This is a genomic window from Rhizobium sp. CBN3, assembly GCF_030518245.1.
In the GTDB taxonomy this organism is placed as follows: domain Bacteria; phylum Pseudomonadota; class Alphaproteobacteria; order Rhizobiales; family Rhizobiaceae; genus Rhizobium; species Rhizobium aethiopicum_A.
Genome location: NZ_JAULSE010000001.1, coordinates 246,310 through 267,111, shown reverse-complemented (window position 1 = coordinate 267,111; position 20,802 = coordinate 246,310). Strand labels below are relative to the sequence as shown.

Below are 20,802 nucleotides of genomic sequence, written 5' to 3'. Positions count from 1 at the left end.
CTATTCCGCCGCATTGCCGTCGACCACGACCTTAAGCTGAGCTACGCGCTCGGCAATCGGCGTGCGCGCTGCCTCGGTCCGGCTGACCCGCGCCAGAACTTCTTCCTTAGGACCGAATGCGATCATCCTGCCCTCCTGCATCATCAGCACGAAGTCGCACACTGCCAGAACGCCGGAGCGATGCGCGATGACAACGACGATGCCGCCACGTGCACGCACGCTCATGATCGCAGCACTCAGCGCCCGCTCGCCTTCCTCATCGAGATTGGAATTCGGTTCATCGAGCACGACGAGGAATGGTTCGCCATAGAGCGCTCTCGCAAGCGCGATACGCTGTCTCTGCCCGGCTGAAAGCGCAGCACCGCCTTCGCCGATTTCGGTCTCGTAACCGTTCGGCAGACGCAGAATAAGATCGTGAACGCGGGCCGCCCTCGCCGCGGTAACCACCGCTTCCGGCGACATCTCTTTGGCGAAGCGGCAGATATTCTGCGCGACGGTGCCGGAGAAGAGCTCGACATCCTGCGGAAGATAACCGATATGCCGGCCGAGTGCGTCGCCGTCCCACTGGTCAAGCGCCGCGCCATCCAGACGAATGGATCCTCTGACCGTCGGCCAGATGCCCATCATCGCCCGCGCCAGCGACGATTTGCCCGAGGCGCTGTAGCCGATGACACCAAGCGCGCTCCCGGCTTTCAGGCCGAAGCTTATATCGGAGATGACCAGCCGCTGGCCGGCTGGCGGTCCGCTGGCGACGCCTTCAACCGTGACCTGCTTGGAAGGTGCAGCCAGCGCGAGAGGGGCTTGGATCTCCGGAATTGTCTTCAGGAGGTTCGCAAGCCGCGCCCAGCTCTGCTGGGCGGAAACGAAACCGCGCCAATTTCCGATCGCCGCCTCTACAGGCGCCAGAGCGCGGGACGTCAGGATGGAGCCGGCGATGATAATACCCGAAGAGGCCTGACCTTGAATGACCAGGATCGCGCCTGTTGCCAGCGTTCCGGACTGCAGGGCGATACGGAAAATCTTCGACAGCGTCGCATAACCGTTGCCGACATCCGATGCCTGCCGGGTGATGTTCCGGTATTCGCCGTTCTTGCGGTCCCAGATCTCAGCCATGGTGCCTGCCATGCCCATGGCATGAATGACCTCGGAATTGCGGATCGAGCTCTGCGCAAATCCGTTGCGCATGTTGGCGGCTTCCGATTGCCGCTTGGAGAGCGTACGCGTGCCCTGGTTGGTCAGGAACGTCAGAATGGCGAGAACGAGCGATCCGCCGATCGCGATATATCCAATGGCCGGATGGAACAAGAAACAGATAACGAGATAGAAAGGAAGCCAGGGCAGATCGAACATTGCCGTCGGGCCCATGCCGGACAGGAAGGTTCTTATCTGATCGAAATCCCGCAGGGGCTGAAGCCCGTCGCCGCCGATCTTGACCTTCAGCGGCGCTTTGATCAACGCCCGAAACACCCGCCCATTCACCATCTCGTCGAGCGCACCGGCGACGCGAACGAGCATTCTGCTCCTGAGAACTTCGAACGCCCCCTGGAAAGCGTAAAGAGTCAACGCAAGTATTGCCAAGGCGGCCAGCGTCGGTATGCTTTTGCTGGGAATGACCCGATCATACACCTCAAGCATAAAAAATGAACTTGTCAGATAAAGGATATTGATAAGGGCGCTAGCTATACCAATGAAGATCAGTCCTCCTTTGCATTTCCGCAAGGCTTTGGACGGTTCATTGACGTCAGCTGCTGAACTTTGAAACACGAAGCAATCCTCTCTACCGCATCGCGCACCAACGAATGCTGGTCCACAGTGCAGTTACAGGCCCTCAAACCCGATCATTGACATGGCTGCCTTCGGATCCCCGGCATCGTTGCCGATCCCGCTTGCGAGCCCTAACATAGAACATAAATCCCACTGAAAAATGACCGAAAATACAAACTTATCACGAGCAATTTCAGGGGGTCTAACTTTAACACTACGATAAGCAAACCAGCCGAAGCAAGTGAATATCGCAAAACCGCCAATAAGGGTTAAAAGCGGCGAGCGTGTGGCAGCTTAAATCCGACCTTTACTGACGAATTAAACTATAAATGCAATCTATAGTTTGTTTTGGCTATGTCAGACGCGAATTTTTCGATTAAGAGGGTGCCTTTGCATCGCCCGTTGGCGAAAACTTGGCTGCCTCGCAAATTGAGACCGCCCGCGGCTCACGGGAATGCGCCAGAATCCCGTCCAGCCTCACGCCAGGACGTACGAGGCGTGACTGCCATGGAATGCGTCGACGTTGATGGAGACGCTCAAGCTGTCGGTATCGATGTGGGACGCGCCATCGGAGATTTTGTATTGGAAGAACTCACTGACTTTGCCGCTGAGGCCTGCGAGTTTGGTAGCATCGACCGTATAACTATAATCGCCGTCGCTTTCGACGTGGATGACGCCATATTTTCCGGTCAGCGTCAGGCCGTGCTTGTCCACCGCGCTGTCACCGAAGCGGCGAAGCAGTATTGTACCGTTGCTCGCATTGTCGTTCTCAAGAAGATTTCCGTGATAGGCGCTGCCGGTATCGGTCGAAATTTTCAGGCTGTCATGGACGGCTACAATTTTCGGAACGACCGCTGCAGGCACGGTCGCGGCCAGCGCTTCCACGCTAGGCGCGGGAGAAGCTACCTGAGGCGCCGGTACCTCCACATGCTCGGAAACCGGTGCGACAGGAGTCTGCTCATTGCTCGACGACGTGTCGCCGCTCGCGCTGCCCGCTGCGCTGTCAAGCTCGGCCTGCGCTTGTTCGAGCGTCTTGTTTTCACCGATGGAAAATGTGTTCTGCGCAGCGATTGCGGCGGGCATCGTCAGCGTCGACACCGAACTGTCGATGATATTGTCGTAGAAGGAGCCCGATGCAGGCCTGTCGACCTTCAGTGCCGACGCGGTCAGGTCGTCGAAGACATTGTCGTGGACAATGATGTTCTCGCGGACATAAGCGGGATTGCCGACAGCGCTGACCAGGACGCCGTAGACGCCGTCGTGCAGGTAATTTCCGCTAATGTCGTAGTTTTTCGCATCGCCGGAGTCGCCAAGGCCGATGCCGTACGACCAGCTGTAGCCGCCATATCCTGAGATGTCATTGTCATGGATGGCGATGTTCGTGCCCGCCTGAGCGCTCACCCCGAAACCGCCGCCGATAAGCGTATTGCCCTCGACCACGGCATCTTGAGCCCGGATCAGCACCAGGACGCCCTTGGCGCTATTGGTTTCCGTCTGCTCGAGATGATTGTCCTTGATCAGGATATTGCTGCTGTCGTTGAGCTGAATGGCGTCAGCCACGCTCCCCTGACTGTTGGTAACTGTATTGTTGACGAGGGTGACGCCCTTGACCTTATCCATCCAAATGCCATCGGCATGCACACCGGTCAGGGTGCTATTCTCGATCGTGATGTTCTGGCTGCTTTGAAAGCTGAGCGAGCCGGCCTTTCCGGCCAAACCGGTATTCGAGACCTCGACGTTGCGGACGATCCAGTTCGATACACTCCCGGCATAGATCGCGTTGGCGCCAGTATCGGCGATCTTGATGTTCTCGACAATGATGTTCGAAGCCTTGGAACCGTGTATCCCGTTATTGCTGCTGTGAATGACTGGCGCATCACCGATGCCATAGCTGCCGATGGTGATCGGAGCGCTGACAGTGCCGGAATATTTCAGGTCGAACTGTTCGTTAAATACACTTCCGGCAGCAAGCAACACGCTGTCACCAGGATTTAGTTTCAAGGCTTCAACAGCGGACAACGTCGCAAAGGCTGAACTCTCACCGGTTCCGCTGTTATAGTCGGATCCCGTCACTGAATTCACGTAATAGACGGTCATGCTGCGATCTCCCGAGGTTATGGAAGACCTTCTAACTTCGGACATCTCTCCGGCTGCTAAAATGAAACACTAAAATGCGTGATATCTCGGAATATTCTTAAATTCTGCGCATGATTATTTTAGTGTACGCACAATATTGTATCGCTATAAGGTTGTAGAGCCCCACAAAACGCCGGCTCTACCTGGATTCGGCACATCTGCCGAATTGTGATCCGGAGCAAGCTGAAGCCGGCATGTACCCGCTCCAGCGCAGCACAATGGGGCGATACGCTACCGCCCGAGGGGAGGGTCCTGCGATATAATCCTTCGTAATTACACAATAACCCTGCGGGGGAACACTATCGGCCAACCGTGCTACATTTGCCCGCGAATAATAATTTTCTAAGCATGAAGAACCATCCAGCGCGATTGCAAAAGACTCAGACGATCACTAATTGTTAAAACTATAATATTTAAGACTTTCATCGACTTATGCAAATTGTACGGGTATAATTGTCGATAAATACACTCTCAAGTTCTTTATCTGTTGTTAACTGCGCGCTTGACTCCATGTATTAAGATACTCTTAATCACGCGGCTCGCCGAAGTCAAAAATGACCGGCGAAGATCAATTTCAAGGAGAGACACAGATGGCTATTCACGCAACCGACGATACTGCGACATTTCTCGAAACCGACGTTATTTCCGGGAACCTGCTCAGCAACGACACATCCGATGGCAACCTTTTCCTACGCGCCTTCGACCAGCAGAGCGTTGGTGCTAAGCAGGGCAACAATCAGATTACCGCAATCGCAGGCGACTACGGCACGTTCTACGTCAAGCCGGACGGAAGCTATACTTACGTATTGAGTGATGCTGCAAAGGTCGGCTTCACTGCCGGTGAGACGCTCCACGAACGGGTTTCCTACAAGATCTCCGATGGCGCCGGCCATACCGATTTCGGCCTATTCACGCTGAATATCCAGGGCGTCACTCAGGTAAAGCCGATTGCTGTTGACGACCATCTCAGCTTCAATGAGGGCGACGCCGTCGGCGGCAATCTGCTGACCAACGACATTCCTGGCGACAATGGCCATCTTTTCCTGCGTCAGTTCGCCAACACCAGCGTAAACGGCGACCCGACCGCAACAACGAACATTGCCGGCACCTATGGAACCTTCCATGTCAAGGCGGACGGCTCGTTTACCTATGATCTAGCCTCGGATATCGCTCCGGGCGACCATATCACCGAAACCATCCAGTACTACAAGATCTCCGATGGTCAGGGCCATACGGATGTCGGCGTTCTAACGCTCAACATCACGGGCACGGACGTCGTCTCCGGCGCCACCGTCTGATCATCGATAAACCGACGATGATGCAACGCCCGCTGCCTTACGCGGCGGACGTTGTCGGTTATCAACCAGTACCGTCACGAAATTTGGCCGATGGTATCACTGAGTAACGGGCGTCTTATCGGACGCGCAAAGGACGCTGTTACGTTCGCAATTCTCGTGTCGCGCTTTCCGAAAATCGAATTCCGATTTTCGGGCTGATACGCTAGCTCTTTATTTCTCGCATGTCGTTATCACGACGTGCTTTGTCCGCTCTGGCAATGTTTCATCTCAGATGCGGGTTCAGCCGCAGCGCTGTCGAAACCGCGCTGTCGCCCCCTCTCCTACGCTCGCCCAAGTTCGATCGAAGATTGGGCGGAGCTGCGGGTTGACCTTCTTTATCGCGGCATTGACCATACAGCGATCGCCAAGTTTCAGCATTGTGGTGAGATCGCTATCAAGCGCAATCTTTGCAGCGGAAAGGGTTACGCTGGTAAAATTGTTCCAGAAATAAAACCGCGACAGAATTATTCCTTGATCGTGGGGCGCGAGCAGGACCGAACGCTTCATCATTTCCGCAATCGAGACCGGCTCTTCTGCGATTTTCGACTGCACGGCCGCAAGTCGAAGCCAAAAGTTGCTATTCGTCGGCATGCACGAGAGGGCATGCCGCAAATATTGACGCGCATTTGACGCCGCAGCGGCCCAAGCGTCGTAGTTGACATTGACGTTCTGTCGATCGAGCTGCGTCAGAACGAGCGTGACGCCGGCGGCGACGATGTCAGATCGGCAATAGTGCCCTTCGACCACCTCGACAGCGCGCGCCGCATATCTGGCCGTGACATCGTTCGCGACAGTTTCGCCGCGTTCTATCCTCTCGGCGACGAGCGAAATGCTGGCCGTCCTTATCGAAGCATAGAGCTCCCGGCCGGCCAGCACCGTAAAGACCACGGCGACGATGAGGAAAACGATTCTCGTGGGCGAAACATACCGAATGCCGAGCATCAGCTTTCGGTATAGTATCGCGAATAGCGCTTATAATAATACTCGCTGGAACCGAACGTCCGGTAGAGCTTCATCTGCGCCGGATCGACCTTGGTCAATATAGCGCCGACGCACTTCGTATAGAGATCCGGTTCGGACAACAGTGTCGACTGAACCACCTTCCGCGAAGTCTTGCCCCACTCGATCACGAACACGACCGCGTCGAGCTTCGGGTTAATGGCGCGTGCATCCACCACCGGAGCCAGAGGAGGCAAGTCGACGATAATGTAATCGAAACTTTGACGCGCAAACTCGAGAAGCTGATCCATACCGCGCGACGCAAGCAGCTCCGACGAATGCGGAACGCGATACCGCGCCACGGTCGGCAGGAATGCGAGCTTTGTTTTGGGGTCAAGAAGAATGAGATCCTTCAGCGGGCGATTGTCGACGATTGCTTCAAGCAAGCCGGCTTCCGCGTGGCGGCCGATGGCCCGCGTCGCTCCCGGATTGCGCATATCGGCGTCGATAAGCAGGCACCGTGCCCCTTGCATGGCCAAAAGCTTGGCAAAATTGATGGCGGTCGTCGACTTGCCTTCACCGGGCAAGCTCGAAACCACACCGATAACTTTGCAGCGCTGATCGGAGGCACTGATATCGATCGCGATTTTTGCGCTGCGAAGCGTCTCGGCGAATGCCGACAGCGGATGCTCCTCGACATAGGTCGTGGTCTTGCCGCCTCTGGCGATGCTTCGCGGGTTCCCCGGATCGACGAGCGTCGGATCATCGACGTTGTTCTCAATCAGCGGCATCACGCCAAGAGATTCGACGTCGAGCATATCCTTGACATCATCACCGGTGCGGAAGAAGCGATCGCGGAATTCACGGAAAGCTCCAATGCCGCTACCGAACGCGCATCCCAGGAACATGGCGAAAGCGATGACGAGGCTTCTTTTCGGCGCGCTCGGCTTCGTCGGCGTCTCCGCAGTCGTGATGATACGTGCGGCGGTAATTGGGAAGCTCTGCTGTTGGATCGCTTCTTGATAACGCGCCAGGAAGCTCTGATAGAGGTTCTTATAAGTATCCCGCGTCCGCTCGAGCTCGCGGAGCTGCACCTGCGTCTCGCCCGCCGTTGCGGCCACACCCGTTGCCTTATCAACGCTGTCGCGCAGCGATTTTTCGCGGGATTGCGCAACCGTGAGTTCGCTCTGATAGCTCTCGGCGATGCGATTCAGCTCGTCGAACATAAGCCGTTCGTATTCGGCCATCTCCGCACGGAGCCGGACTGCCTGAACGTGGTCGGGGCCAAGCCGCGCCTCGATCTCGGCCTCGAGCTTCGAAGCTTCCAGATATTTCTTGCGAAGGTCGTTTGAAATCGAGCTGTCGAGCACATCGGTCACGATCGCATCGGTCTGCTTGGCTTCGATGATCGACTTGATGCGGGTATATTTCGCCTCCGCCTGCGCCGTTTCGGCCTGAGCCTTGATCAACTGGCTGTTCAGCTCGGAAAGCTGCTGCTCGCTGAGCAAGGTGCCCGATCCTGCCTCGACAAGCCCATGCTCGCTGCGGAATTTCTGCACTGCGAGATCGGTGTCCAGCGCCTGCTGCCGGAGTTCTTCGATACGCTCCTGCAGCCACTCGCCGGCCCGGCGTGTCGCTTCATATTTCGAATTGAGCTTATCGACCAGGTAAACATCGGCGATGGCGGCGGCGATTTCTCGCGCCAGATCCGGCGACTGCGAGGTATAGCTGAGGTCGAGAACGTAGGATTTGCCGACACGCTCGACGTCGATATTTCCGGCGACCGTTTCCGCAGCCCATCGCCGCTTCATTTCCGCATCGGGAGCAACGGCCCCGTCGTCGGCAAACCAGGAGCGAAAATTCAGCAGAGATTTCAGCGTTGCGACAGAAAAGAGTGAGTTCTTCTGTGCAGTGAACACCGGATCATCGACAAGTTTCAGCTTGTCGACAACCGCATAGGCGATCGTATCGGACTTCAACAGCTCGACTTGGCTGAGGACCGTGCCCTCGTCATCGTCCAGCTGGCCGAAAGCCGCCAATTGGTTAATCATCTGATTGTCACTGCGGTCGATCAGCACTTTGGTCTCGGCCGTGTAGACCGGCACCGCAGTCAGGACATAGACGACACCAAGAATGGCAAAGGCGAAAGCGCACACCGCGACGATCCGCCACTGCCGGCGAACGATTGCGATAAGCTTGTCGAAATCGATGAAATCAGCTTCGTTTCCCGTATCGCGGGAAGCGTCGATACGCGGCGTAAGTTTATCTGGTGACAGCAATTTCGATCTCCAACAATGGCGTCAAGCGCTAAGATCTACAGGCAATTCCAGCTATTGTGTGACGGGGATGCTCTGACTGGTCGACTCCGTCGTATCAGAGGACGACTGCCCCGCTCCTCCCGCGCTGACGACTGTCGTCGTCGAGGTCGTCGAACTCGTGGACGAGCTGTCCTCATCGTTCGTATCCGAAACCCTCAGCGTGCCGGCAGTCGTGGTGCTGCCGTCAAACGGCGTACCGTCATCCGTCCCGGGACCTGTCTGCCCGATCGAACCGGTGTTGCCGATACCGGATGCTGCCGCTGGCGCACCTGTGCCCGGACCGAGCGCCGCCGTCCCGCCTTCAGCCAGAACCTTTGCAAAGGCTGTCAGCAGCGGCGCAAGATTGGGATCGGCGCCGGCCGCCTCGGCAACAGCTTTTTCGATCGCCAGTTTGAACTGCGGATCCGAGACTTGGCAGCTGTTTGCGGCTCGCCCGAGACCGGATCCGATCGCCGCCATCTGTGCGGCATTGGCCTTCTTGGCCTGCTCGAGTACCGGCAATAGGGCGTCGTTACTGCTCCCTACCAGCGCTCGAACACGCGATGACAGAACCAAGGGATCGGACATGTCGAGCAGAACAGCGGGATTGGCGGTAAATCCGCCGACGTCCGCGGGTGTGAGATTTGCGGGACCCAGGCAAGCAGCCGCAAAGGCGCTCGAAGTCATGCCGACAAAAATTGCCGCGGCAATTCCGCTATATGCAAGTTTACGATGAACACTAAACCTTGCCATATAAGTGGCTTCCTTCATCAAATCCGCTATTGGAAACAGGCCACCGGCACCGATCGTTTGCGATCGGCGCCGGCCATTTCCTCAATTAACGCCCGAGCTCTCGCACCGCACTACGAGTATCGCGTGCGTCGTCCGTCACGCCGGCAACAGTGGACGATACCGAGTTTACGATGTCAAGGAACTTGACCAATTCGATAGAGTCCGAATTGGAAACATAGATAATATCCTTGTCTTCCATCTTGAATTGCTGAGCGGCAAACAGGGCAGCCGGATCACGAAGATTGACGCGGATAATCACCGGAACCGTATCGCCCGCAAACCGCGTCGTATCTACATGCATCGCCGCAAGCGTCTTTCTCGGGACAAGGCGATAGAGCAGGACCTGGGCCGGATCCGCACGGTCATCGCGCAGGCCGCCCGCCTTGGCGATGGCCTCCCCGAGGGTTAGATCCGACTCTTCGAAATCGAACCGGCCGCTGGTGCCGGCGGCGCCGAGCGCGAGGAACGTACGGCGCTCATGATCGACCGAGATCGTATCATCCGGCGCGACATAGATATTCTCCGCTGGGTTTTTCAACAGCGTATTGTAGGCGACGGTCGCCGTTCTGCCGCGGCGCTGCAGCGTCACATTCGTTTCGATGTTATTGGTCGTCAAACCACCCGCGGCGGAAATGACGTCGAGAATGCGCTCACCGGCCGGACTGATCTGAACGCGCTGAGGATTGTTGACGTCACCGAGCACGGCTACCTGACTGGAGCGGTTGGTCGTCGTGGTGATAACAACCTGCGGCTCGATCGCGCGGCTGGCCAGTCGATCTTCGACATCCTGCTCGACGGTCTCCTTCAGGCGGCCGGCAGCCGGAACACGACCCGCATAGGGGATCGTGATCGTTCCATTTCTATCGATGGTCTGCGCCGGCAGAGAGATATAATTGCCGGGCCGGCTACCGGCGTCGGAGGGAATGAAGAGACCGCCGGACTGAGCTTCGAAAATCGCAACCTCGACGACATCGCCGTACCCGAGCGGAATTTCAGGCGCACCGCCACGACCACCGCCAAAACCCTTGAAGGAGGTCGGCTGCGGAGAGGTGAAATAGGACAGGACGTTCTTGCTGAGATCAACCAAGGCGTAGTCGATACCGACGCGACGCTCCTTCGTTGTGACCTTTACCGCCGCCCCTCGATCGACATCTTTGTGATCGGGACCGGATCTTGGCAAGGACGTGCAGCTTACCAATATACTCGTTAGCGCTACAACAATGGCGACGCGTGTACTACCGACAGGAAAACAACCCATAGAATAACCCGTGTTGACGCCCTTGAAGCTACTGCTCCGCAATCGGACAAATTACAAGACAATCCCTGATCAATAATTACCGAACGCCGTTTATCATTCTCTAACTGTGGCAGCCCGGCAACGCCGAGCCCTTCAGCAAACGAACGGCCTCAGCCCGGCTCTCTGACGCCGGCAATAATCTAAAGGCTGCGTCCGCTATAAAATTTCTTGCGTTTAAGAGTCAACCCGCAGCCCTCAATCAATCGGTATTTTCGAAAAACCTTCATAAATTCCATTCATTTAAACCTTTGTGTGAGGACCGGTTACACATATTGGCGATCCGTTTGGCCGTGACTGCGACCGAGGCTGATCGCAACGACGGCGCTCAGGAATGCGGAAAAAAATACCGCAAAACCAGGGATTTGCAGCGAAAAGTCGACGGCCGCATGAAGGGCGACCAAAACCGTCGCCGCTATTCCGAGCAGAACATAATGCCTCAGGCGCCGCCGCTCGGAGAGCCCGCGCCAGAAAACCTTCGCAAGCACTGCGAAAGTAAGAAACGTCGCAACCGGAAACGTAACCCCCAGCCCCAGAAATCCTTCGAGATAGAAATTATGTGCGCGGTCAAAGATCCCGAAGATGCCGCAGGCCGGATCGCGGTACGCAGAAAACACGGTGCGGAAGGTTCCAAGGCCCGTTCCGGTTAACCAATGATCCGAAATGGCACGCCATATGCCCGGCAGAATACAGAAACGATCATCATCCTCGAGCCGCCGCTCCTGCGCGCGCAAAATCGCCTGCCCTGCAAACATGCTCAACAGCAGAACGATGAAAATGACCGCCGAGAGAAGCTTCAATACCGAGCGCCATCTCGGCGCCGGTGTTAAATATCGCCTCGAGCTGTTCCAATTGATGACAAGCCAGGGAAAATAGATGATCGCGGCAATAAAGGTCGCGAATATTCCGGCGCGTGATCGGCTCAGCATCAATGCGGTGAAACATGCGCACAGGAGCAAAACATAGATCCACGTTCTCAAGAGCAGAAGGTTTCGGCCTGGCTCGCCGGGCGGGTGGATTGAATAGGAACGGGCAATGTCCCTGACCAGCGTCAGCATGAGCAACGTTCCCAGCCCGAGGAAGGTCGCAGCGGTATTGCGGTTGACGAAGACCGCTGTCAGGCTGTCGAGGTAGGCGTGTTTTTCTATGACGATCAGGATGTTGGGAAACAGCGAAAATTGCAGCAGGCCGAAAACGGCGATGCCCCCCGCCGCGAGCCCTAGGCTGGCCAGCACTTTCCGCGCTCGTTGATCGGTATCGCACAAGATAAGTCCGGTCAGAAAGGTCACGAAAGGCAGGGCCACCCAGAGTATCGAGGCAAGCGTGTCCGCCGGTTCGACGGAGATCGCCGCATATTGGACGCCCGCCAGATCGCGCGCAGCGCCCCAGGCTGGATTTGCCAGCCAATTGGCCGGCAGTTCGATCGTTTGAATAAATGTCCAGCTCGTCAGCACGACGAGCAAAAGCAAGGCGATCTTGAACACCCACCTGCTTTGTCGTGGCTCCGCAAACAGCAATATCGAAACGATGGCGAGAGCAAACATTCCGATTGCGGCGAAGGCGAAGGGCAAAGGTGTGACACTTCCAAAAGGAATGAGCGTCAATATCACCAGGCCGATGAAGGCAACGAGAATCGCCTCCCGCAAGACCTGCCTGTTGATGAGGTTGGATAACATTTGACTTCACTCACCAGCAGCCAAAACGAGGCAATCACAACCATTACGGTTAATATACTCGTACTAACATAAGTTGCAGATCAAGCGCTTGCGTGTTAAAGTGCAACAGAATTCCACATCGTTAAAATTGTCGCGAATGGCTTAAGCCAATCGAGACAGGACCCCGCTTATGCTCCTTCAAGCAGCAGAAACGGGACAGACGTTCTGTGCCCAATACTTGGCAGATCACTAAATCGCCATGCCATTGACTGAGCCAAAAGGCAAGCCTGATCTCAATCGCTTGCCCTGACGGGGATTAAGAGATGAAGAAAACCTTCGTTACACTTCTGGCACTGGCTTTTACAGCGGGGAATGCCTGCTCTGCATTCGCGGCCGGCCCCGCAGGTTTCGCTCGCGGCCTGACCAACGGTTCGGAGGTCAGCTATATCTCCGAAAAAGGAAAGATCGTTCCGCCCTTCGCCCAGGTGCTGTTCTGCGCCCAGAACCCTGCCGAATGCCGCGACAACAACGGACTGTCGGTGATCGCAGTGACGGACAAGGAAATGCTGCAGCTGAAGAATGTGAACAACACCGTCAATCGTACCATGATTGGCCGCAACGATTCCCGCAACGAACTGAACGGCGATGTCTGGAAGGTGAATGTGCGCAGCGGCGACTGCGAAGATTTTGCATTGACCAAGCGCAGCCGGCTGATGGCGATGGGCTGGTCATCGCGCGCCTTGCGGATCGCAACGGCCTATACACCCTCCGGCGAAGGGCACGCCGTCCTCGTGGTCAGAACCGACAAGGGCGATCTGGTGCTCGACAACAGGCAAAGCAGCATCAAGAACTGGCGCGATACAGATCTGCGCTGGGACAAGATCCAATCGGGAACGGACCCGTACGTCTGGTACCGGCTGTAGCAGCCGAGGCAGCCGATAGAGCAATTCGTCTCATTCCAGGATTGAAGCCGAGCCGGCACTCACGAACGGCTCGACTTGTCATATCGCCCACATAAACCTATGTTTTTGCTGTCGAGCGGGTGGCTGGCAGCAAACAGCGGCACCCGCAATACGACTTCCGATGTGGGTATTAAGCGATCTTCGATATTGTCTTTTGGCCCAGATTCAGTATGACGAACGCCATGCTGCGACGCAGCATGACGTTCTACTCTAATGATTTGAGGGAAATATGCGCATCACGATGATTGGATCAGGCTATGTCGGCCTCGTTTCAGGCGTTTGCTTTGCGGATTTCGGCCACGACGTCATCTGCGTCGACAAGGATCTGAGTAAGATCGAGGCCCTTCGCGAGGGCCGTATTCCGATCTACGAGCCGGGTCTCGATCAATTGGTTGCTGAAAATACCAGCACCGGCCGCTTGTCGTTTTCGACGGATGTCGGCGAAAGCGTTCGTGGCGCCGACGTCGTGTTCATCGCGGTCGGCACGCCGTCCCGCCGCGGCGACGGCCATGCCGATCTCTCCTACGTCTATGCCGCTGCGCGCGAGATTGCCACCTATGTGGAGGGCTTCACCGTCATCGTCACCAAGTCGACGGTGCCGGTCGGCACCGGCGATGAGGTTGAGCGCATCGTGCGGGAAACCAATCCTTCGGCTGACGTCGCCGTCGTCTCCAATCCCGAATTCCTGCGTGAAGGCGCGGCGATCGAGGATTTCAAGCGTCCTGATCGGATCGTCGTCGGACTGAATGACGACCGGGCACGCGAGACCATGACCGAAGTCTATCGTCCGCTCTACCTCAACCAGGCTCCCCTGGTCTTCACGAGCCGCCGCACCTCCGAGCTCATCAAATATGCGGCCAACGCCTTCCTGGCCATGAAGATCACCTTCATCAACGAGATCGCCGATCTCTGCGAAAGGGTCGACGCAAACGTCCAGGACGTTTCGCGCGGCATCGGCCTCGACGGCCGTATCGGCTCCAAGTTCCTGCATGCCGGCCCGGGTTACGGCGGTTCGTGCTTCCCCAAGGATACGCTTGCCCTTGCCAAGACGGCGCAGGATTATGATGCACCGGTCCGTCTGATCGAAACGACGATCTCGATCAACGACAACCGCAAGCGGGCGATGGGCCGCAAGGTCATTTCCGCCGTCGGCGGAGACATTCGCGGCAAGAAAGTCGCCATCCTCGGACTGACCTTCAAGCCGAACACCGACGACATGCGCGACAGCCCAGCCATCGCCATCATTCAGACGCTGCAGGACGCCGGCGCCCAGGTCGTCGGCTATGATCCCGAGGGTATGGACAATGCCCGCAAGGTCATCGAGAACATCGAATATGCGAACGGCCCTTACGAAGCCGCTGCCGACGCCGATGCCCTCGTCATCGTCACCGAATGGAACCAGTTCCGCGCCCTCGATTTCAATCGCCTGAAGCAGTCGATGCGCGCTCCGGTCCTGGTCGATCTGCGTAACATCTACCGCAGCGACGAGATCCGCAAACACGGCTTTACCTATACCGGTATCGGCACCAATCTTTATCAGGACGCCTGACAGCGCCTGGCAACTCTCTGAACCTTCTGACGCCGCGGGCACAATCCCGCGGCGTTTGTCTTTGGAGCATGCGCCACGCTCTCTTCGCCCAGCGCATTGGCTTGAAGGCCGGAATCGATTTTCGGAAAGCACGACACGGAGAGGGCAGCGCGTCCTTTTTGCGTCCGAAGGGCTCTAAAGCAGCCCTACCCGCGTCCCCTTGATCGTCAGTACGGTCAGCCGGCCCGTCGCCGAAACCGCGGTGTCGATGCCGATGCGTTGCGGACCGAATGTCGGGGCTCGCCCCGGAGTATGTCCGTGGATCACGAGGACAGGAAGCTGTGGCCCCTCGTCCAGGAAGGGCTGCCGGATCCACATGAGGTCGCTGTCTTTTTGTTTCTTGAGATCGATGCCGGGTCTGACGCCTGCATGCACAAACACCACCCTGCCTATCCGCAGCATGATCGGCAGCGATTCCAGGAACTGGATATGCCGCTCGGGTATCATATTGCGAATGACGCGGGCGATCGTTTCATTTCCCGCCGCCGACTGCAGGAGATGCTCGATATCGATGCCGTAGGAGTGCAGCGTCTCCGTCCCGGCGAAACCCAGCCATTCGAGAATGCCCGCCGGTTTGCGATAGAGCTTCACCAGTTCGGCATCGTGATTGCCGCAAAGAACCAGGCGCTGAAATCCTGGCGGCGGGTTCTTGCTCAGGAACTCCAGAACTGCGCTCGAATCGGGTCCACGATCGACATAATCGCCGAGCATGACGATGAGTTTCGGCCCCTGAATGCGTGCTGCGTCCTCCTCGATGCGGCGATGCACCTCGACGAGCTCGTCGTAACATCCGTGAACATCGCTCATGGCGTAGACCGCAGCGAAGTCGCCTTCGGCAAAGCTCAGCCGAGCGCGCTGCTTACGGTTGCCGGCCAATATCGGTATCTGTTGTCGCCACCGTCCTAGATAATTAGACATGTAACCCATTTATGAGACCCGACCACGTGGCGGGTTGATCGATTTCCCATCTATCGCTGCAACGGCACGAATCACAGTGTTCATATGAAGTTGGCCTGATCGCGGCGTCGACAGTGTAGCCGGAACCTGTTTGCCATATTCAGAATGACATGATCCTTCGCCGTTTGCTGAACCGCCTGCGCCATGCTCGCCTGGGCGGCCGTGACAGAACGCTGCGCGTCCAACACATCAAGCAATGAGGATTGGCCATCCTTGTAGCTCCCGATTGAAAGCGCAAGGGTCTCCGGCGTGATCTTCACCTGGGTGCGAAGCGCCGCAGCTCGCCAGCGATAGCGAAACGGCTGCCGCGGAGAACGGCGTTCTGTACTTATCCATAGTTGAGAAGACATCGCGACTAATATTAGGTTGTATTTTAGCACATGATGGTTAACTGCCGGTTAAGCTTATGTCTACTGGATCGAGTCTTTCACCTTCAGCTGTGTCATCCAACATTTCCAAAGCTGGGAGAACTCGAAACCGTCGGCTTTCCACAGGCGAAGCCTCCGAAAAAGCTGCATAAATCAACTATAGAGAGAGGCGCTGGGAAAAAATGAACGTTAAAGCAGATCACGCTTGACGACCCTGCGACGCCGCCTAAATATGGTGCGCTGCGAGCGTGAATGACAATATTTGATCAGGAAGCTCAGATCCAAAACTGCGGGGTGCAAAGTGGAAACTGCGGTTGATTCGAAACTTATCGAGGCGATCAGCTACGACGAAGACAGCCGGCATCTACGGGTCTATCTGACCAACGGCCAGAGACGAGAATATGAAGGTGTTCCCAAAGGCGTCGTCGTCGGTTTGACGATGGCAGAATCACCGGGGAATTTTTACATGAAGGCAATAAGAGGCAAATATCCTCATCGCCCCTAAGCATGTCGCGGCAACGACATGCGCAAGGAGCGAATCTGAAAGATCGCGGCGCGCTTTAGATAATCTGTCGATCAACGACGACATGATTGTCATTTCAGCAACGTTGCGGGGCCGGCATTCGCCGGTCCCGCTCAATATCTTGGCCACTGTGCTGGCACAGATCAATAGCCGCCGAGGAAGTCGCCAACCGCATTGATCTCCGATGGCGCGATCTCGTGCCCACCGGCATGCCAGACCGTCCTGACCTCCGCGCCCCGGCCCTCCAGGTGCGCAGACAGCGCCTGGGTCATCGCGACCGGAGCGATGGGATCCCGCTGCCCGGCTGTCACCAGCACCTTTCTTCCCGCGAGCGTCGACCGGGCCTCGGGCTGAAACGGAATGAGCGGATGCATCAAAACCGCCGCGTCGAAGATGCCCTTTTCGATCAGCACATTGGCCAGAATATTTGCGCCGTTCGAGAAACCCAGGCCGAGAATCTGGGAAGCCCGGTATTCATCGGCAAACGCCTTGACGTAGGCCGCCATCTTCTCCGTCGCGCGTGAAAGGTCGGACATGTCGTAGACCCCTTCCCCGGTGCGGCGGAAGAACCGCGCCGCGCCGTATTCGGAAACATCGCCGCGCGGCGAAAGAATCGTTGCTTCGGGCAGCAGCCGTCGGCCGAAATCGAAGAACTGGTTTTCATCGCCGCCGGTGCCGTGCAGCACGAGCAGAATGGGTTTGTCAGGTGCACCGGCATGCAGCCGGTGCACATATCCGGTTTCGGTCATTTCGCCCTCCTTACGCTTCGAGCGGCTGCAGATGCTGCTCGAGCAAGGCGCGAAGATGAGCGTGCTGCTGTGGCAGCTTCAGCGCTTCGCCGAGATGAGCCGTGTCCTCGTCACGGTCGAAGCCGGGCTCGTTGGTCGCGACCTCGAACAAAACACCGCCCGGCGTGCGGAAATAGATCGCCCAGAAATAATCCCGGTCGATGACAGGTGTGACCTGATAGCCCGTATCCATCAGCGCCTTGCGCACTTCGAGCTGCTTTTCGCGATTTTCGACGGCAAAGGCAACATGGTGGACGGAGCCGGCGCCGGGAAGTGCGCGGGCAATGTTCGGCATGGTTTCAAGGTCGATGAGGTGCGCGCCGTTGCCGCCGGGCCTGATCAGCCGTTTGACCCCGTCCCTTTCCTCGGCGACTTCGTAGCCCATGAACTTCAGCAGTTCGCCCGTCGCGCCTTCATCCCTCAGCCGCAAGGCAACGGAATGGAAGCCGCGAATAGCGTGATCCTCGCTGATGCCGCCATGCGTCCACGGCTGGCGGCCATCGTCCTTGACCTCGACGAGCGCAAAGCCGTCGCCATCCGGCCCGGAGAAGTTCAGACGTTTTTCGCCGAAGCTTTCCTCAGCCTTCAGGCCGCCGAGACCAAGCGCGGCGAAACGGTCGCTCCAGAAGCCGAGTGAGTCTTGCGGGACGGAAAATACCGTCGTGCCGACCTCCCCGGTCCCGGGCCGGCCCTGCGCCATCTTCGGGAACGGGAAATAGGTCATGATCGTGCCGGGCGCACCGGTCTCGTCACCGTAGTAGAGGTGATAGACATCGGGCGCATCGAAATTGACGGTCTTCTTGACGCGACGCAGGCCGAGCGCATGGGTGAAAAACTGGTTGTTGGTGCGGGCGTCCTCCGCCATCGACGTGACGTGGTGCAGACCCTTGATCTGATCGAGCATGTGAGACCCCTTTCTGCCCGCCGTTCGCGGGCTTTTGATGGATCATAAATGCGCCTCACCCGGCCTCCGGAATAGACCCTGAGACCAAAACGCATTGTCTATTATTAGTGAACGAAGATCGGGCCGCGTTCACTTCATGCGCCGTGAGGATCTGCCGGCAATTGCCAGTCGATCGGCGCCCGCCCGCGGGACTGGAGGAAGGCATTCGCCTTGGAGAAATGTTTGCAGCCAAAGAAGCCGTTATGGGCCGAAAGCGGCGAGGGATGCGGCGCCTTGAGCACCAGATGCCGCGCCGTATCGACAAAAGCGGCCTTGCGCTGGGCATAGGAACCCCAGAGCATGAAGACGACGGATTCGCATTCGTCATTGACTTTGCCGATAATGGCATCGGTGAAGCGCTCCCAACCCTTGCCCTGATGAGCCGCCGCTTGCCCTTCCTCGACCGTCAGCACGCTGTTCAGCAGGAGCACGCCCTGCCTGGCCCAATGCTCGAGAAAACCATGGCGCGCTGGCGCTATGCCGAGATCCGTCTCCATCTCCTTGTAGATATTGACGAGCGAGGGCGGTATGCGCACGCCGGGTCGGACGCTGAAGCATAGTCCATGAGCCTGCCCAAGTCCGTGATAGGGATCCTGTCCGAGGATGACGGCCTTGACGTTGGCAATCGGCGTCAGATCAAGAGCGCGGAAATATTCGCTGCCCTTTGGGAAGATCCGCTTGCCCACCTGTTTCTGCGCGACGAGGAAGGATTTGAGTTGTTGCATATAGGGGCTTGAAAACTCCCCTGCCAGCGCGGCCTTCCAGCTCTCATCGAGACTAACGGATGTATCGCTCATCAGGAACCCTTCGGCATAGGACGAAACAATGGACACACGGTTCTAACAAAATAGGCTGATGTCGCAATGCCTGCGCTCTCGCGGCGGCTTCAGCCCATCGAAAACCGGCAGCGGGCTGCAGAGCTTGTTCGAGACATCATCGTCCGTGTTTACTATATGCCCGCTTCGGTATTTACGCCGACTGGCGGGGTGAGTAGAACCCTATTGTGACAATCGGGGCATGTCTTCACATGAAATTCGGCACGAGCGGCCTTCGCGGACTTTCAGTCGATCTCAAGGGACGCGCTTCCGCCCTTTACGCCGCCGCGTTCGGCAAATATCTGCTGCGGACCGGCAGGGCGCAGGCGGGCGACGTTATTCTGATCGGCCGCGACTTTCGCGATTCAAGCCCTGAAATCTCGGCGAATTGCGCCGGCGCGCTGACGGCGCTCGGCTTCCGGATCTTCGATTGCGGCAATGTGCCGACACCGGCCCTTGCCCTTTATGGCCTCGAACGCAAGGCTGCATGCCTGATGATTACGGGCTCGCACATCCCGGCGGACCGCAACGGCATCAAATTTTATCGCCCGGACGGCGAAATCGACAAATCGGACGAGGCAGCCATTACTGCAGAGGCAGCCGAAATCGAGCGGAGCGGTGAAGCGCCGGTCGTGGCGCCGGCCAAGATGGAAGAGCATGAAGCGATCTGCCGCCAGCTCTTTTTCGAACGCAATGCCATGCTGCTTCCAAAAGGCGCGCTGTCGGGCTTGAAGATCGGCATCTATCAGCACAGCACCGTCGCGCGCGACCTGATGGTCGACGTTCTCACCGATTACGGTGCCGAGATCATCGCTCTCGGACGCTCGGAGAGTTTCATTCCCGTCGACACCGAAGCCGTGTCCGACGAGACGATCACGCTGATGAAACGCTGGGTGTCCGAGCACCAGCTCGATGCGATCGTTTCGACCGATGGCGACGGCGACCGCCCCCTTGTCGCGGATGAAACCGGTGCGCCGCTGCGCGGCGACCTCCTCGGCCTTATAGCAGCTAATTTTTTGGGAGCTCGCATAGTGGTGACGCCCGTCACCTCCAATTCCGGCATCGAGGCCACAGGCTCGTTCGCCGTCAAGCGCACCCGTGTCGGCTCTCCCTTCGTCATAACAGGCATGGAAGAGGCCGTGGCGGCCGGCGACGATCGGGTCATGGGCTTTGAGGCCAATGGCGGTTTGCTGACCGCCAGCCCTTTCGATGTCAACGGGCAGAACGTCCGCGCCCTGCCGACGCGCGATTGTTTTATTCCCATGCTTGCAGTCCTGTCGCTCGCGGCCGCTCGCAGGCAGCCGCTCTCTGCCATTGCGACCTCCTATAAGCTGCCCTTCGCCGCTGCCGATCGTCTGGAGAATTTCCCGGTGGAGACGAGCGCCGCGCTGATGCAACACTTGCGCGCCTCGGATCAAAATCTCCGTTCTTTCCTGCAGCCGATCGGCGCTGTCGCGACCAAATCCGATATTGACGGGCTTCGGGTGACACTGACGGACGGCCGGATCATCCATTTCCGCCCATCCGGCAATGCGCCGGAAATGCGCTGCTACGTGGAAGCCGGCAGCGAGCCTGCAGCTCTCGACCTGCTGCACGCCGGTCTCAACAGAATAAGAGGCTGGGCAGCCGCCCGCTGACATGCAA

At 57.5% G+C, this 20,802-nt stretch carries 16 protein-coding genes and 1 pseudogene; 5 read left to right on the top strand and 12 right to left on the bottom strand.

Annotation, left to right across the window (positions count from 1 at the left end; all coding sequences use genetic code 11):
* Complete coding sequence (locus tag QWJ46_RS01385; protein ID WP_302748723.1) at window positions 1-1,764, bottom strand: type I secretion system permease/ATPase; 1,764 nt, start codon at window positions 1,762-1,764, stop codon at window positions 1-3.
* A gap of 477 nt (window positions 1,765-2,241) precedes the next feature.
* Entirely contained in the window at window positions 2,242-3,861 is a 1,620-nt protein-coding gene (locus tag QWJ46_RS01380; RefSeq protein WP_302748722.1) for a right-handed parallel beta-helix repeat-containing protein, read from the bottom strand.
* 629 nt (window positions 3,862-4,490) lie between these two features.
* Here QWJ46_RS01380 and QWJ46_RS01375 point away from each other — a divergent pair.
* Complete coding sequence (locus tag QWJ46_RS01375; protein ID WP_184453826.1) at window positions 4,491-5,198, top strand: Ig-like domain-containing protein; 708 nt, start codon at window positions 4,491-4,493, stop codon at window positions 5,196-5,198.
* 279 nt (window positions 5,199-5,477) lie between these two features.
* Here QWJ46_RS01375 and QWJ46_RS01370 read toward each other — a convergent pair whose 3' ends face one another.
* The 5 genes from QWJ46_RS01370 to QWJ46_RS01350 all read right to left on the bottom strand — a co-directional run bounded on the left by QWJ46_RS01370 (window position 5,478) and on the right by QWJ46_RS01350 (window position 12,235).
* The gene (locus tag QWJ46_RS01370) at window positions 5,478-6,179 is read right to left on the bottom strand and encodes a hypothetical protein (RefSeq protein WP_302748721.1); all 702 of its coding nucleotides are present in this window, start codon (window positions 6,177-6,179) and stop codon (window positions 5,478-5,480) included.
* The gene (locus tag QWJ46_RS01365; protein ID WP_184453821.1) at window positions 6,179-8,455 is read right to left on the bottom strand and encodes a polysaccharide biosynthesis tyrosine autokinase; all 2,277 of its coding nucleotides are present in this window, start codon (window positions 8,453-8,455) and stop codon (window positions 6,179-6,181) included. Before QWJ46_RS01365 ends, QWJ46_RS01370 begins: the two co-directional genes overlap by 1 nt.
* 51 nt (window positions 8,456-8,506) lie before the next feature.
* A complete protein-coding gene (locus QWJ46_RS01360; protein WP_302748720.1) occupies window positions 8,507-9,226 on the bottom strand; it encodes a sugar transporter in 720 nt (239 codons plus the stop codon).
* Window positions 9,227-9,311: 85 nt separating this feature from the next.
* Complete coding sequence (locus QWJ46_RS01355) at window positions 9,312-10,523, bottom strand: polysaccharide biosynthesis/export family protein (protein WP_368046064.1); 1,212 nt, start codon at window positions 10,521-10,523, stop codon at window positions 9,312-9,314.
* A gap of 302 nt (window positions 10,524-10,825) precedes the next feature.
* Complete coding sequence (locus tag QWJ46_RS01350; protein ID WP_302748718.1) at window positions 10,826-12,235, bottom strand: O-antigen ligase; 1,410 nt, start codon at window positions 12,233-12,235, stop codon at window positions 10,826-10,828.
* 302 nt (window positions 12,236-12,537) lie between these two features.
* On the opposite strand from QWJ46_RS01350, the gene QWJ46_RS01345 reads away from it, so the two are divergent.
* Window positions 12,538-13,137: a transglutaminase-like cysteine peptidase gene (locus tag QWJ46_RS01345; RefSeq protein ID WP_302748717.1), complete on the top strand. Its 600-nt coding sequence runs from the start codon at window positions 12,538-12,540 to the stop codon at window positions 13,135-13,137.
* 268 nt (window positions 13,138-13,405) lie between these two features.
* Window positions 13,406-14,725 (top strand): UDP-glucose/GDP-mannose dehydrogenase family protein, encoded by a 1,320-nt coding sequence (locus tag QWJ46_RS01340; protein ID WP_085779128.1) that lies wholly within the window; start codon window positions 13,406-13,408, stop codon window positions 14,723-14,725.
* A gap of 174 nt (window positions 14,726-14,899) precedes the next feature.
* On the opposite strand, the gene QWJ46_RS01335 is transcribed toward QWJ46_RS01340, so the two are convergent.
* Window positions 14,900-15,691, bottom strand: coding sequence for a metallophosphoesterase (locus tag QWJ46_RS01335; protein ID WP_302748716.1), 792 nt, complete (start codon window positions 15,689-15,691; stop codon window positions 14,900-14,902).
* Window positions 15,692-15,797: 106 nt separating this feature from the next.
* Window positions 15,798-15,999 (bottom strand): annotated as a pseudogene (locus QWJ46_RS01330) (TolC family protein); the annotation flags it as partial.
* Window positions 16,000-16,351: 352 nt separating this feature from the next.
* On the opposite strand from QWJ46_RS01330, the gene QWJ46_RS01325 reads away from it, so the two are divergent.
* Window positions 16,352-16,594, top strand: coding sequence for a KTSC domain-containing protein (locus tag QWJ46_RS01325; RefSeq protein WP_184453811.1), 243 nt, complete (start codon window positions 16,352-16,354; stop codon window positions 16,592-16,594).
* A gap of 161 nt (window positions 16,595-16,755) precedes the next feature.
* On the opposite strand, the gene QWJ46_RS01320 is transcribed toward QWJ46_RS01325, so the two are convergent.
* The 3 genes from QWJ46_RS01320 to ung all read right to left on the bottom strand — a co-directional run bounded on the left by QWJ46_RS01320 (window position 16,756) and on the right by ung (window position 19,140).
* Window positions 16,756-17,361, bottom strand: a complete 606-nt coding sequence (locus QWJ46_RS01320) for an alpha/beta hydrolase (protein WP_184453809.1) — start codon at window positions 17,359-17,361, stop codon at window positions 16,756-16,758.
* 10 nt (window positions 17,362-17,371) lie between these two features.
* The gene (locus tag QWJ46_RS01315; protein WP_184453807.1) at window positions 17,372-18,304 is read right to left on the bottom strand and encodes a VOC family protein; all 933 of its coding nucleotides are present in this window, start codon (window positions 18,302-18,304) and stop codon (window positions 17,372-17,374) included.
* A 134-nt stretch (window positions 18,305-18,438) separates the two neighbouring features.
* Complete coding sequence (gene ung, locus QWJ46_RS01310; protein ID WP_302748715.1) at window positions 18,439-19,140, bottom strand: uracil-DNA glycosylase; 702 nt, start codon at window positions 19,138-19,140, stop codon at window positions 18,439-18,441.
* 230 nt (window positions 19,141-19,370) lie between these two features.
* Between ung and QWJ46_RS01305 the strand changes: the two genes are divergently transcribed.
* Window positions 19,371-20,795 (top strand): phosphomannomutase, encoded by a 1,425-nt coding sequence (locus tag QWJ46_RS01305; protein ID WP_302748714.1) that lies wholly within the window; start codon window positions 19,371-19,373, stop codon window positions 20,793-20,795.
* The last annotated feature ends 7 nt before the right edge of the window (window positions 20,796-20,802 follow it).